Here is a 12,682-nt window from a genome sequence, read left to right on the forward strand (position 1 = left end):
CGACGCGTTGACCTTCCAGTTGCCCTGCAGCCCGGCAAACCTGCGGGTGATCAGCCCTCGAGCGGGACGTCCTTCGCGGGCGCGGCGTCCACGCCGGCTTCCTTGCGCTGCTCCGCCGTGATGGGTGCAGGCGCCGCCGTGAGGGGGTCGTAGCCGCCACCGGACTTGGGGAACGCGATCACGTCGCGGATCGAGTCGGTGCCCGCGAGGAGGGCCACGATGCGGTCCATCCCGACCGCGATGCCGCCGTGCGGAGGTGCACCGAACTTGAAGGCGTCGAGGAGGAAGCCGAACTTCTCCTGCGCCTCCTCCTCCCCCAGTCCCATCACCGCGAAGACGCGCTTCTGGATGTCGCCACGGTGGATACGGATGGACCCGCCGCCGAGCTCGTTGCCGTTGCAGACGATGTCGTAGGCGTAGGCCAGCGCGCTGCCCGGGTCGGTGTCGAAGGTGTCGAGGAACTCGGCCTTGGGGCTGGTGAAGGCGTGGTGCACGGCCGTCCAGGCGCCGGCGCCGACGGCCACGTCGCCACTGGCCACCGCCTCGGAGCTCGGCTCGAACAGCGGCGCGTCGACCACCCAGGTGAAGGCGAACGTCGAGTCGTCGAGCATCCCGCCGCGGCGGCCGATCTCAAGACGGGCGGCCCCCAGGAGCGCGCGGCTGCTCTTGATCGCTCCCGCGGCGAAGAAGACGCAGTCGCCCGGCTGGGCGCCGACGTGGGCCACGAGGCCCTCGCGCTCGGCCTCGGACAGGTTCTTGGCGACCGGGCCGCCGAGCTCGCCGTCCTCGGCCACGGTGACGTAGGCCAGGCCCTTGGCACCGCGCTGCTTGGCCCAGTCCTGCCACGCGTCGAACTGGCGGCGCGGCTGGCTGCCGCCGCCGGGCATGACCACGGCACCGACGTAGGCGGCGTTCGCCGGGGAGAAGACGCGGAACGGCGTGTCCGCGAAGTACTCGGTGCAGTCGACGAGCTCGAGGCCCATCCGGAGGTCCGGCTTGTCGGAGCCGTAGCGCGCCATCGCCTCGGCGTACGTCATCCGCGGCAGCGGCCGCTCGATCGTGTGGCCGGCCTGGGCCCACATCGCCTCCAGGACGTCCTCCATCAGCGTGATGACGTCCTCCTGGTCCACGAAGCTCATCTCGATGTCGAGCTGGGTGAACTCGGGCTGGCGGTCTGCGCGGAAGTCCTCGTCGCGGTAGCAGCGCGCGATCTGGTAGTAGCGCTCCATGCCGCCGACCATGAGCAGCTGCTTGAACAGCTGCGGGCTCTGCGGCAGGGCGTACCAGCTGCCGGGCGCGAGCCGCGCCGGCACCAGGAAGTCGCGCGCACCCTCGGGCGTGGAGCGGGTCAGCGTCGGCGTCTCGACCTCGACGAAGTCGCGCGCGTCCAGGACGTCGCGAGCCGCCTTGTTGATCTTGCTGCGCAGCCGCAGGGCGGCGTTGGGCCCGGAGCGGCGCAGGTCGAGGTAGCGGTGCCGCAGGCGCGCCTCCTCGCCGACCTCTCCGCCCTTGTGGCCCGACGCGTCGTCGATGGGGAAGGGCAGCGGGTCGGAGGTGGACAGCACCTCGACCTCGGCCGCGACGACCTCGTAGTGCCCGGTCGGGAGCTGCGGGTTCACGTTGCCCTCGCTGCGCTCGACCACCTCCCCCGTCACCTTCAGGCAGAACTCGCTGCGGAGCGGGTGCGCGACCTCGGGGTCCCTGATCACGACCTGGACGACGCCGGATGCGTCGCGCAGGTCGATGAACGCCACCCCGCCGTGGTCGCGTCGCCGCGCCACCCACCCGGCGAGCGTGACGGTCTGGCCGACGTGCGCGGGCTGCGTCAGGGCGCCGGCCTCATGGGTGCGGATCACTGGTTCTCCTCGGTGTCACTGGTGCTGGTGGTGGTGCTGGCGGTGGTGCCGGTCGTCATGACCGTGCTGGTGATGCTGGGTCGCAGGTCGGCCGCCGGCGGGGTCCAGGTCCACGGATCGGCCTCGACCTGCTCGCCGCTGCGGATGTCCTTGACCTGGTGGCGGCCGTCGGCCTGGACGAACCAGACGTAGGGGATGCCGCGCCGCTCGGCGAAGCGGATCTGCTTGCCGAACTTGGCTGGTGAGGGGGCCACCTCGCAAGCGATTTCGCGCGCCCGCAGCCCGGCGGCCACCCGGGTGCTCGCGGCGCGGTCGTCCTCGGTGTTGAGCGCGACGAGCACCGCGCTGGGCACCGGCCGGCTCCCGGACAGCACGCCGTCGGCGATGAGCGGGACCAGCGTCCGGGAGACGCCGAAGGAGACCCCGACGCCGGGGTACGTCGTACGCCCGTCGCTGGCCAGGGCGTCGTAGCGCCCTCCCCCGCCGACGGACTTCAGGCGCTCGTAGCCCTCCATGAAGATCTCCACGACCGTGCCGGTGTAGTAGTCGAGGCCGCGCGCGATGCGCAGGTTGGCCTCGACCGCGACGCGGTCGCCGGCGACGGCACTGCAGCCCTCGACGACCGCCGCGAGCTCGGCCAGGCCCTCCTCGAGCAGCTCGTCGGTGACCCCGAGCGCCCGGACGCGGTCGACGAAGGACGTGTCGGCGACCCGGATGGTGGCCAGCTCGAGGCACTGCCGCGCCTGCTCCGGCGTGGCACCGACCCGCTCGACGAGCATCCGCGCGACCTCGTCGGCGGGGAGCTTATCGAGCTTGTCGATCACCCGGATCGCGTCGGTGACGTCGTCGATGCCGAGGCCGCGGTAGAAGCCCTGGATCAGCTTGCGGTTGTTGAACTGGAACGACACGCGCGGGATCGGCAGCCGGCCGAGGGCGTCGACCATCACCGACATCACCTCGACGTCGTGGTGGAACGGCAGCTCGTCGCGGCCGACGATGTCGACGTCGGCCTGGGTGAACTGCCGGTAGCGCCCCTCCTGCGGGCGCTCGCCGCGCCAGACCGGCTGCACCTGGTAGCGCCGGAACGGCAGCTCGAGGTGGCCGGCGTGCTCGAGGACGTAGCGCGCGAACGGCACGGTGAGGTCGAAGTGGAGGCCCAGCTCGGCCCTGGTGTCGGGCTCGGCGGAGATGCGCTGGAGGACGTAGATCTCCTTGTCGATCTCGCCGCCCTTCGCCAGCCGCTCGACCGGCTCGACGGCCCGGGTCTCGATGTTGGCGAAGCCGTGCAGCTCGAAGGTGCGCGACAGCGACGCCACGACCTCCCGCTCGACGGTGCGCTGCGCGGGCAGCAGCTCGGGGAACCCGCTCAGCGGGCTGATCTTGCTCATCGGGGGTCCTGGCTGAGGTCGTGGAGGAAGGGGTTGGTGGCGCGTTCGCGGCCGATCGAGGTCTGCTCGCCGTGACCGGGCAGCACGACGACGTCGTCGGCCAGGGGCAGCACCTTCTCGGCGAGGCTGCGCAGCATGGCGGCGTGGTCGCCGCCGGGCAGGTCGGTGCGCCCGATGGAGCCGGCGAACAGCAGGTCGCCGGAGAACATCACCTCGGAGACGTCCTGCTGCGCGTAGGGCGAGCGGAAGGTCACCGAGCCCTCGGTGTGGCCCGGCGTGTGGTCCACGACGAACCTCATCCCGGCGAGCTCGAGCTCGGCGAGGTCCGCCAGCTCGCGTACGTCGTCGGGCTCGGCCCACGAGTAGTCGCCGCCGAGCAGCATCGCGGTGGTCTCCGGGCTCATCCCGGCCATCGGGTCCGAGAGCAGGTGCCGGTCCGCGGGGTGGATCCACGCCGTCGCGTCGTAGGTGCCGGCGACGGGAGCGACGCACCACATGTGGTCGACGTGGCCGTGGGTGACGAGCACGCTGACCGGCTTGAGCCGGTGCTCGCGGACCACCTGCGCGACCCCCTCGGCGGAGTCCTTGCCCGGGTCGACCACGACGCACTCGGCGCCGGGTCCCGTCGCCACGACGTAGCAGTTGGTCCCCCAGGGTCCGGCGGGGAAGCCAGCGATGAACACAGGCGTCAGTCCTTGCTTGTCGTGCGGCTCGTCGGGCAGCGCGAGGTGTCGTGCTCCGGCGGGAAGCCTACCGAGGCCGCTCCCCGCCATGACTACGATGGGCGACCATGAGCGCCGACAAGCAGTCCCGAGACGACTCGGCCCCGGGTGAGACCACCTGGGGACGGGTGGCCGAGGACGGCACCGTCTACGTCCGCACCGCCGACGGGGAGCGATCCGTCGGGTCCTACGAGGCCGGCACACCGGCCGAGGCACTGGACTTCTTCACCAAGCGCTTCGAGGAGCTGGAGGGCAAGGTCCACCTGCTGGAGCAGCGCGTGGCGTCCGGCCGGCTCGCCCCCGAGGAGGCCACCTCCTCCATCAAGGCGCTGCGCGAGCAGGTCGTGGACGCGCACGCCGTGGGCGACCTGGTCTCCCTGGCCGCGCGGCTCGACGCCCTCGCCCCCGTCATCGCCGCCCAGCGCGCCGCCCGCAAGGAGGAGCGCGCCCAGAAGAGCGCCGAGTCCAAGGCCCAGAAGGAGACGCTGGTCGCCGAGGCCGAGCGCCTCGCCGAGGGCACCGACTGGCGCAACGGCGCCAACCGCCTGCGCGAGCTGCTCGCCACGTGGAAGGAGCTGCCCCGGCTCGACCGTGCCACCGACGACGCCCTGTGGCGGCGCTTCTCCACCGCGCGCACGACGTACACCCGCCACCGCAAGGCGCACTTCGCCGAGGAGCACGAGCGTCGCGACTCCGCCCGCGTGGTCAAGGAGCGGCTCGCCAAGGAGGCCGAGGCGCTCGCCACCTCGACGGACTGGGGACCGACCGCCGGTCGCTACCGCGACCTGATGCGCGAGTGGAAGGCCGCCGGCCCGGCGCCCCGCGAGATCGACGACCAGCTCTGGCAGCGCTTCCGGGGAGCGCAGGACACCTTCTTCGGTGCCCGCGACGCGGCCAACGCCGCCCTCGACCAGGAGTTCGCCGCCAACGCCGAGGTCAAGGACCAGATCATCGTCGAGGCCGAGGCGCTCGTGCCCCAGGCCCAGCGCGGCGGCGCGGACTTCGAGGCCGCCAAGAAGGCCTTCCGCGACCTCGCCGACCGCTGGGACGCCGCCGGCAAGGTGCCCCGCGACCGGATGAAGGAGCTCGAGGGCCGGATGCGGAAGGTCGAGCAGGCCATCCGTGCGGTCGAGGACGAGCAGTGGAGCCGCAGCGACCCGGAGAAGTCCGCCCGCGCCGACGACATGATCAGCAAGCTCGAGGCCGGCATCGCCGAGACCCAGGCCAAGCTCGACAAGGCCACCGCCGCCGGCGACGACCGGCGCGTCAAGGACCTCGAGTCCGAGCTGGGCAACAAGCAGGCGTTCCTCGAGATGGCGAAGAAGGCGGCGGCCGAGTTCGGGTGAGGGCTGTGCTTGATTTGGCTCGCTCCGCTCGCCGTGCTCGCCGCCCCTGAGGACGCGGCGAGCCCGTGGGTTGAGGTGGGCGGATCGAGGTACGCAGCGAGCGTGGCGAGCCCCGAGGTCAGATGATCTGGAGGCTCGGCGCCCGGCGCTGTCTGCACTGACGAGCGACGCGAGCGCAGCGAGCAAGCCGAGGAGGGAAGACAGCGCCCTCAAGGGCGCCGAGCACGCGAGCGCAGCGAGCCAGACAGCACCGTCCTCCACCCGGAACCGCCGAGCGGAGCGAGCGCCAATCAGCTGGTGACGCGGTAGGCGTCGAAGACCCCCGGCACGGCCCGGACGGCGCGGAGCACGCCGTCGAGGTGGGCGGCGTCGGCCATCTCGAAGGAGAACCGGCTCTTGGCCACGCGGTCACGGGTGGTGGAGAGCGTGGCGCTGAGGATGTTCACGTGGGCGTCGGAGAGCGCCATCGTGATGTCGGAGAGCAGGCGGGCGCGGTCGAGGGCCTCGACCTGGATGTTGACCAGGAAGGTCGACTGCGACGTCGGCGCCCACTCGACCTCGAGCACCCGCTCGGGCTGGCCGAGCAGGCTGGAGGCGTTGGTGCAGTCCTTGCGGTGCACCGACACTCCCCCGCCCTTGGTGACGAAGCCGAGGATCGGGTCGGGCGGCACCGGTGTGCAGCACTTGGCGAGCTTGACCCAGAGGTCGTCGACGCCGGGGACGATGACGCCGGAGTCGGTCGGGGCGCGCTTGGCCCGCGACCGGCCGGTGATCGTGACGCCCTCGGAGAGGTCCTCGGCGGCCCCCTCGTCGCCGCCGTGCAGGTCGATGACGCGGCGTACGACGGCCTGCGCGCTGAGGTTGCCCTCGCCGACCGCGGCGTAGAGCGCGGAGACGTCGGCGTGGTGGAAGTGCTCGGCGACCAGGCCGAGCACGTCGTGGCTCATCAGCCGGGTGAGGGGCATGCCCTCCTTGCGCATCAGCTTGGCGATCTGGTCCTTGCCGCGCTCGATGGCCTCCTCGCGGCGCTCCTTGGTGAACCACTGGCGGATCTTGGAGCGGGCGCGCGGGGACTGCACGAAGTTGAGCCAGTCGCGTGAGGGACCCGACGTCGGCGACTTGGAGGTGAAGACCTCCACCACGTCGCCGTTGTCGAGCTTGGACTCCAGCGGCACGAGCCGGCCGTTGACCCGGGAGCCGATCGTGTGGTGGCCGACCTCGGTGTGGACGGCGTAGGCGAAGTCGACGGGCGTCGCGCCCGACGGCAGCGGGATCACGTCGCCACGCGGGGTGAAGACGTAGACCTGCGCCTGGTTCATCTCGAAGCGCAGCGACTCCAGGAACTCGCCCGGGTCCTCGACCTCGCTCTGCCAGTCGAGCAGCTGGCGCAGCCAGGTGAGGTCGTCCTTGTCGCCGAGGCGGTCGGTGTCGACGCCGGCCTTCGAGTTCTCCTTGTACTTCCAGTGCGCCGCGACGCCGTACTCGGCCCGGCGGTGCTGGGCGAACGTGCGGATCTGCACCTCGACCGGCTTGCCCTGCGGGCCGATGACCGTCGTGTGGAGCGACTGGTACATGTTGAACTTCGGCATCGCGACGTAGTCCTTGAACCGCCCCAGCACCGGGTTCCAGCGCGAGTGGATCACGCCGAGCGCGCTGTAGCAGTCGCGGTCCTCGTCGACGAGGATGCGGATGCCGACGAGGTCGTAGATGTCGGAGAAGTCGCGACCGCCGACGATCATCTTCTGGTAGATCGAGTAGTAGTGCTTGGGCCGGCCGGTGACCTTGGCGTTGATGCGCCCGGCCTTGAGGTCCTGCTCGATCTCGGCGACCACCTCGGCCAGGAACTGGTCGCGCGAGGGCGCTCGCTCGGCGACCATCCGGACGATCTCGTCGTAGATCTTGGGGTGCAGGGTGGCGAAGGCGAGGTCCTCGAGCTCCCACTTGAGCGTGTTCATGCCGAGGCGGTGGGCCAGCGGAGCGTAGATGTCGAGCGTCTCGCGCGAGGAGCGCTCCTGCGACGCGGCCGGGACGTAGCGCAGGGTGCGCATGTTGTGGAGGCGGTCGGCGAGCTTGATGACCAGCACCCGGATGTCGCGGGCCATCGCGACGATCATCTTGCGGATGGTCTCGGCCTGCGCCGAGTCGCCGTACTGCACCTTGTCGAGCTTGGTGACCCCGTCGACCAGGACCGCGACCTCGTCGCCGAAGTCGGAGCGGAGCTCGTCGAGGGTGTAGGGCGTGTCCTCGACCGTGTCGTGCAGCAGCGCGGCGACCAGCGTCGGCTCGGTCATGCCGATGTCGGCCAGGATCGTCGTCACCGCGAGCGGGTGGGTGATGTAGGGGTCGCCGCTCTTGCGCATCTGGCCGGTGTGCCACTTGTCGGCGACGGCGTAGGCCCGCTCCAGCAGCGCCAGGTCGGCCTTGGGGTGGTTGGCGCGGACGGCCCGGAACAGGGGCTCGAGCACCGGGTTGGAGGCGGGGGGCCGGGTGCCGACGCGGGCGAGGCGCGCACGCATGCCGCGCGCGGTCAGGGGCGCCTTCGGCTCCTGCGTGGGCACCGTCTCCTCTGCCATTGGCCCAGTCTAGTGACGCTCTGGGCGGTCCCGTGCCCCGACGTCCTCAGATCGTCAGCAGGGTGGCGACCGGCAGGTCGCCGGTGACCGAGCGCGGGTCGAGGAACGACAGCTCCATCAGCACCGAGACGCCCGTCGCGGTGCCGCCGCAGGCCTCGACCAGCTGTCGGGTCGCGTCGACGGTGCCGCCGGTGGCGAGCACGTCGTCGACCAGCAGGACCCGCTCACCCGGCGCGATGCCGTCCTCGTGGAGCTCGAGGGTCGCCTCGCCGTACTCGAGGGAGTAGGTCACCGCGTGCGCCGCGCGCGGCAGCTTGCCCGCCTTGCGGACCGGGACGAACCCGACGCCGAGGGCGAGGGCCACGGGGGCGGCGAGGATGAAGCCGCGCGCCTCCATGCCGACGACCTTGTCCACGACGACGGTGCCGTGGTCGTCGCGGCCGGCGGCGGCCAGCGCCGTGATGATCGCCGAGAAGGCGTGGTGGTCGGCCAGGACGGGGGTGATGTCCTTGAAGACGACGCCCGGCGTGGGCCAGTCGGCCACGTCGACGGTGAGGCGCGCGAGCGCCTCCTGGGCCGTACGCCGGTCAGGCATCGCCGGGCTCCGCAGCGCCCGGCTCCCCGACGACCGGTGAGTCGACGCGCGCGATGGCGGCGCGGGCGATCTCGATGGTCGTGCCGGGCGCGATCTCGAGGCGGGCGCGGTCGTCCACGAGCGAGACGACGGTGCCGTAGACGCCCGACGACATCATCACGCGCTGGCCGACCTCGATGCTGTTCTGGAGCGCGGTGACCTCTCGCTGGCGGCGCTGCTGGGGGCGGACCACCATGAACCAGAACAGGGCCAGGATGGCGACCAGGGGCAGCAGGGCGGCGAGATCGTTCACGGTCGGGGCTCTCCTCGGAGGGATCGGGTGAGGGATCGGGTGGCGGAGCGCGTGGAGTCTACGCGGACGCCCGCCGGCCTCACACCTCGTCGAAGAGCGTGGAGTCGACCGTCGGCACCGCGGGCGGGGTGAGCCCCAGGTGGTGCCAGGCAGCGGGGGTCGCGACCCGGCCGCGAGGGGTGCGGGCGAGCATGCCCATGCGCACCAGGAACGGCTCGGCGACCTCCTCCACGGTCTCCCGCTCCTCGCCGACGGCGACGGCCAGGGTGGAGACCCCGACCGGTCCCCCGCCGAAGCGGCGGCACAGCACGTCGAGCACGGCGCGGTCGAGGCGGTCGAGCCCCGACTCGTCGACCTCGAACAGGTCGAGGGCCGCCTGCGCCACCGGCAGCGTGAGCACGCCGTCGGCGCGCACCTGGGCGTAGTCGCGGACCCGGCGCAGCAGCCGGTTGGCGATGCGCGGGGTGCCGCGCGAGCGCGACGCGATCTCGCTCGACCCCTCGGCGGTCAGGTGCACGCCGAGCAGTCCCGCGGAGCGGTGCACGATCTGGTCGAGCTCGTCGGGCTCGTAGAACTCGAGGTGGGCGGTGAAGCCGAACCGGTCGCGCAGCGGGCCGGGCAGGAGGCCGGCGCGGGTGGTGGCCCCGACCAGCGTGAACGGCGGGATGTCGAGCGGGATGGCGGTCGCGCCGGGTCCCTTGCCGATCACGACGTCGACCCGGAAGTCCTCCATGGCCATGTAGAGCATCTCCTCCGCCGGCCGCGACATCCGGTGGATCTCGTCGACGAAGAGGACGTCGCCCTCGTTGAGCCCCGAGAGGATCGCGGCGAGGTCGCCGGCGTGGGTGATCGCCGGACCGCTCGTGAGGCGCAGCGGCGTGCTCATCTCGCTGGCGATGATCATCGCCAGCGTGGTCTTGCCGAGCCCCGGCGGGCCGGAGAGGAGGACGTGGTCGGGGGCGCGGCCGCGACGGCGGGCGGCCTCGAGGACCAGCCCGAGCTGGTCGCGCACGCGCACCTGTCCGACCACCTCGTCGAGGCTCTTGGGCCGCAGCGCCGCCTCCACCACGCGCTCGTCACCGTCGGCGTCGGCGTCGGTGAGGCGCTGGAGGTGCGACAGCTCCGCGGCCGTCAGGTCGAGGTCGGAGTCGAGGTCGGAGTCGAGGTCGGTGTCGTCCCAGTCCATGTGCTCGTGTCCTCGCTCAGGCCTTGCTCAGGGTGCGGAGCGCGGCGCGCAGCAGGGCGCCGACGTCGGGCGCGTCGCCGGCCTCGGGCGCGACGGCATCGACGGCCTTCTCCGACTCCTTGGCCGACCAGCCCAGGCCGATGAGCCCCTGCTGGACCTGGTCGCGCCACGCGGGGACCGCGGCAGCCACGGCCGCGGGGTGGTGCACGCCGACGGGCGGGCCGATGCGGTCCTTGAGCTCGAGGATGATGCGCTGGGCGCCCTTCTGGCCGATGCCCGGCACGCGGGTGAGGGCCTTGACGTCCTCGGTGGAGATCGCGCGGCGGACGTCGTCGGGGCTCATCACCGCGACGATCGCCTGGGCGACCTTGGGGCCGACGCCCGAGGCGGTCTGCACGATCTCGAAGATCTGCTTCTCGTCGTCGTCGAGGAACCCGAAGATCGTCAGGCTGTCCTCGCGCACGACCATGCTCGTGGGCAGCGTCGCGGAGCGACCCACCCGCAGCGTGGCGAGCGTGCCCGGGGTGCACATCAGCTCGAGGCCGACTCCGCCGACCTCGAGGACGGCGCTGTTGAGCGTGACGGCGGCGACCTCGCCGCGGACGAAGGCGATCATCGGGTCCTCACCGTGGTCCTCCTCTGGATCGCGCGCGCCTGGGCGGCGGCAGCCTCGAGCCGGTTGCTCGCCGCGCCGCGCCACACGTGGGTGATGGCCAGGGCGAGGGCGTCGGCGGCGTCGGCCGGCTTGGGCAGCTCGGTGAGCCGCAGGATGCGCACCACCATGGCGCCCACCTGCGCCTTGTCGGCCCGGCCGTTGCCGGAGACGGCGGCCTTGACCTCGCTCGGGGTGTGCATGGCGATCGGCAGCCCCCGGCGCGCGGCCACCACGAGGGCGATGCCGCTGGCCTGGGCGGTGCCCATGATGGTGCTGGAGTCGGACCGGGCGAAGACCCGCTCGACGGCGACGGCGTCGGGCCGGTGTTCCTCGATCCAGGCGTCGAGGCCGCGCTCGATGGTCACGAGGCGCTCCGCGATCGGCAGCGTTGAGCTGGTGCGGATCACCCCGACGTCGACCATCGACAGGGGTCGGCCGACACTGCCGTCGACCACGCCGACACCGCACCGGGTCAGGCCGGGGTCGATGCCGAGCACGCGCACGCCTCACACCTCTCGCCGACCGGATCCGTCCGAACACCTGTTCGTGCGGCCACGCTATCCCGCGGCGTCGGCGCCACGGCGCACGACACGCGCGGCGGCAGCTCCTGCGGGTCAGGCGTCCGCGGCCTCGAGCTCCGCGAGGACGTCGGCGGGGACGTCGACGTTGGTGAAGACGTCCTGGACGTCGTCGAGGTCCTCGAGCGCGTCGACCAGGTGCATCACCTTGCCGGCGCCGGCGGCGTCGACGGGGATCTCCATGCTGGGCACGAACTCGACGTCGGCGGAGTCGTAGTCGATGCCGGCGTCCTGGAGGGCGGTGCGGACGGCGACGACGTCGGTGGCCTCGCTCTGCACCTGGAAGACGTCGTCGAGGTCGCTGACCTCCTCGGCGCCCGCGTCGAGGGTGGCCTCGAGGACGTCGTCCTCCGAGACCTCACGCACCGAGCCGTCGTGGTCCTGCGACTTCGGCACGACCACGATGCCCTTGCGGGTGAACAGGCGCGAGACGGACCCGGGGTCGGCCATCGTGCCGCCGTTGCGGGTCACCGCGGTGCGGACCTCCATGGCGGCACGGTTGGTGTTGTCGGTGAGGCACTCGACCAGGATCGCGACGCCCTGCGGGCCGTAGACCTCGTAGGAGATCGTCTTGTAGTCGACACCACCCGACTCGGCACCCGAGCCGCGCTTGAGCGCGGAGTCGATGTTCTTGTTGGGGACCGAGTTCTTCTTCGCCTTCTGGATCGCGTCGTAGAGCGTCGGGTTGCCGGCGGGGTCGCCCCCGCCCTGCTTCGCCGCGACCTCGATGTTCTTGATCAGCTTGGCGAACAGCTTGCCGCGCTTGGCGTCGATCGCGGCCTTCTTGTGCTTGGTCGTTGCCCACTTGGAGTGGCCTGACATCGGAACCTCTGTCTTCTCGTCGTTCGGGTGTACGTCGTCAGGCCGAGCGCACCAGGTCCACGAACATGCCGTGGACGCGGTCGTCGCTGCCGACCTCCGGGTGGAACGAGGTCGCCATCAGGGGGCCTTGACGGACCGCGACGATCCTACCCGCGGCGGGACCGTCCTCGACCCGAGCCAGCACCTCGACGTCGTCGTCGACGGCATCGACCCACGGGGCGCGGATGAAGACCGCCCGCACCGGGTCGGCCAGCCCGTCCACGTGCAGGTCCTCCTCGAACGAGTCGACCTGGCGACCGAAGGCGTTGCGGCGCACGGTGATGTGGAGGCCGCCGATGGTCTCCTGGCCGGCCGCGCCGTCCTCGATCCGGTCGGCGAGCATGATCATCCCGGCGCAGGTGCCGAAGGCGGGCAGGCCTCCGCGTACGGCCTCGCGCAGCGGCTCGAGGAGGTCGAAGAGGGTCGCCAGCTTGATCATCGTGGTGGACTCCCCGCCCGGGATGACGAGCCCGTCGCACGCGGCGAGCTCGGCGGGACGGCGTACGGACACGGGCTCGGCACCCAGCGAGCGCAGCGCCGTGAGGTGCTCGCGGACGTCGCCCTGCAGGGCCAGCACGCCGATGGTGGGACTCACGGACGCCGATCCTAGGACCGCGCCCCGCCCGTAGG

12 protein-coding genes are annotated in these 12,682 nt (G+C 71.9%); 1 reads left to right on the plus strand and 11 read right to left on the minus strand.

Annotation, left to right across the window (positions count from 1 at the left end; genetic code table 11):
• Positions 1 to 50 precede the first annotated feature (50 nt).
• Genes aspS through SHK17_RS12565 form a run of 3 tightly spaced genes read right to left on the minus strand, consistent with a single transcriptional unit; the run spans position 51 to position 3,927 of the window.
• Entirely contained in the window at positions 51 to 1,856 is a 1,806-nt protein-coding gene (aspS, locus tag SHK17_RS12555; protein WP_322919423.1) for an aspartate--tRNA ligase, read from the minus strand.
• The gene (hisS, locus tag SHK17_RS12560) at positions 1,853 to 3,244 is read right to left on the minus strand and encodes a histidine--tRNA ligase (protein WP_172274478.1); all 1,392 of its coding nucleotides are present in this window, start codon (positions 3,242 to 3,244) and stop codon (positions 1,853 to 1,855) included. The genes aspS and hisS overlap by 4 nt, the downstream gene beginning before the upstream one ends.
• Positions 3,241 to 3,927 (minus strand): MBL fold metallo-hydrolase, encoded by a 687-nt coding sequence (locus tag SHK17_RS12565; protein ID WP_172274475.1) that lies wholly within the window; start codon positions 3,925 to 3,927, stop codon positions 3,241 to 3,243. The genes hisS and SHK17_RS12565 overlap by 4 nt, the downstream gene beginning before the upstream one ends.
• Before the next feature lie 107 nt (positions 3,928 to 4,034).
• Between SHK17_RS12565 and SHK17_RS12570 the strand changes: the two genes are divergently transcribed.
• Positions 4,035 to 5,312, plus strand: a complete 1,278-nt coding sequence (locus SHK17_RS12570; protein ID WP_322425381.1) for a DUF349 domain-containing protein — start codon at positions 4,035 to 4,037, stop codon at positions 5,310 to 5,312.
• Positions 5,313 to 5,602: 290 nt separating this feature from the next.
• Here the strand turns inward: SHK17_RS12570 and SHK17_RS12575 are convergent, their stop codons facing one another.
• From SHK17_RS12575 to pdxT, 8 genes are all read right to left on the minus strand, one after another.
• Complete coding sequence (locus SHK17_RS12575) at positions 5,603 to 7,885, minus strand: RelA/SpoT family protein (RefSeq protein WP_253943611.1); 2,283 nt, start codon at positions 7,883 to 7,885, stop codon at positions 5,603 to 5,605.
• A gap of 46 nt (positions 7,886 to 7,931) precedes the next feature.
• Entirely contained in the window at positions 7,932 to 8,480 is a 549-nt protein-coding gene (locus tag SHK17_RS12580; RefSeq protein WP_322425382.1) for an adenine phosphoribosyltransferase, read from the minus strand.
• Positions 8,473 to 8,772 (minus strand): preprotein translocase subunit YajC, encoded by a 300-nt coding sequence (gene yajC / locus SHK17_RS12585; protein WP_172274466.1) that lies wholly within the window; start codon positions 8,770 to 8,772, stop codon positions 8,473 to 8,475. The genes SHK17_RS12580 and yajC overlap by 8 nt, the downstream gene beginning before the upstream one ends.
• Positions 8,773 to 8,851: 79 nt before the next feature.
• Positions 8,852 to 9,958: a Holliday junction branch migration DNA helicase RuvB gene (gene ruvB, locus SHK17_RS12590; protein WP_172274463.1), complete on the minus strand. Its 1,107-nt coding sequence runs from the start codon at positions 9,956 to 9,958 to the stop codon at positions 8,852 to 8,854.
• A 16-nt stretch (positions 9,959 to 9,974) separates the two neighbouring features.
• Positions 9,975 to 10,574, minus strand: coding sequence for a Holliday junction branch migration protein RuvA (gene ruvA / locus SHK17_RS12595; protein WP_322425383.1), 600 nt, complete (start codon positions 10,572 to 10,574; stop codon positions 9,975 to 9,977).
• Entirely contained in the window at positions 10,571 to 11,116 is a 546-nt protein-coding gene (ruvC, locus tag SHK17_RS12600; protein WP_322919424.1) for a crossover junction endodeoxyribonuclease RuvC, read from the minus strand. The genes ruvA and ruvC overlap by 4 nt, the downstream gene beginning before the upstream one ends.
• 111 nt (positions 11,117 to 11,227) lie before the next feature.
• Entirely contained in the window at positions 11,228 to 12,013 is a 786-nt protein-coding gene (locus tag SHK17_RS12605; protein WP_172274454.1) for a YebC/PmpR family DNA-binding transcriptional regulator, read from the minus strand.
• Positions 12,014 to 12,050: 37 nt separating this feature from the next.
• Positions 12,051 to 12,647: a pyridoxal 5'-phosphate synthase glutaminase subunit PdxT gene (pdxT, locus tag SHK17_RS12610; RefSeq protein WP_322919426.1), complete on the minus strand. Its 597-nt coding sequence runs from the start codon at positions 12,645 to 12,647 to the stop codon at positions 12,051 to 12,053.
• Positions 12,648 to 12,682 lie beyond the last annotated feature (35 nt).

It is taken from the genome of Nocardioides renjunii, from assembly GCF_034661175.1.
Classification (GTDB): Bacteria; Actinomycetota; Actinomycetes; order Propionibacteriales; family Nocardioidaceae; genus Nocardioides; species Nocardioides renjunii.

Coding starts and splice junctions, on each gene's coding strand:
- hisS (WP_172274478.1), bottom strand. CDS start 3,244: ATGAGCAAGATCAGCCCGCTGAGCGGGTTCCCCGAGCTGCTGCCCGCG.
- SHK17_RS12570 (WP_322425381.1), top strand. CDS start 4,035: ATGAGCGCCGACAAGCAGTCCCGAGACGACTCGGCCCCGGGTGAGACC.
- SHK17_RS12575 (WP_253943611.1), bottom strand. CDS start 7,885: ATGGCAGAGGAGACGGTGCCCACGCAGGAGCCGAAGGCGCCCCTGACC.
- SHK17_RS12580 (WP_322425382.1), bottom strand. CDS start 8,480: ATGCCTGACCGGCGTACGGCCCAGGAGGCGCTCGCGCGCCTCACCGTC.
- ruvB (WP_172274463.1), bottom strand. CDS start 9,958: ATGGACTGGGACGACACCGACCTCGACTCCGACCTCGACTCCGACCTC.
- ruvA (WP_322425383.1), bottom strand. CDS start 10,574: ATGATCGCCTTCGTCCGCGGCGAGGTCGCCGCCGTCACGCTCAACAGC.
- SHK17_RS12605 (WP_172274454.1), bottom strand. CDS start 12,013: ATGTCAGGCCACTCCAAGTGGGCAACGACCAAGCACAAGAAGGCCGCG.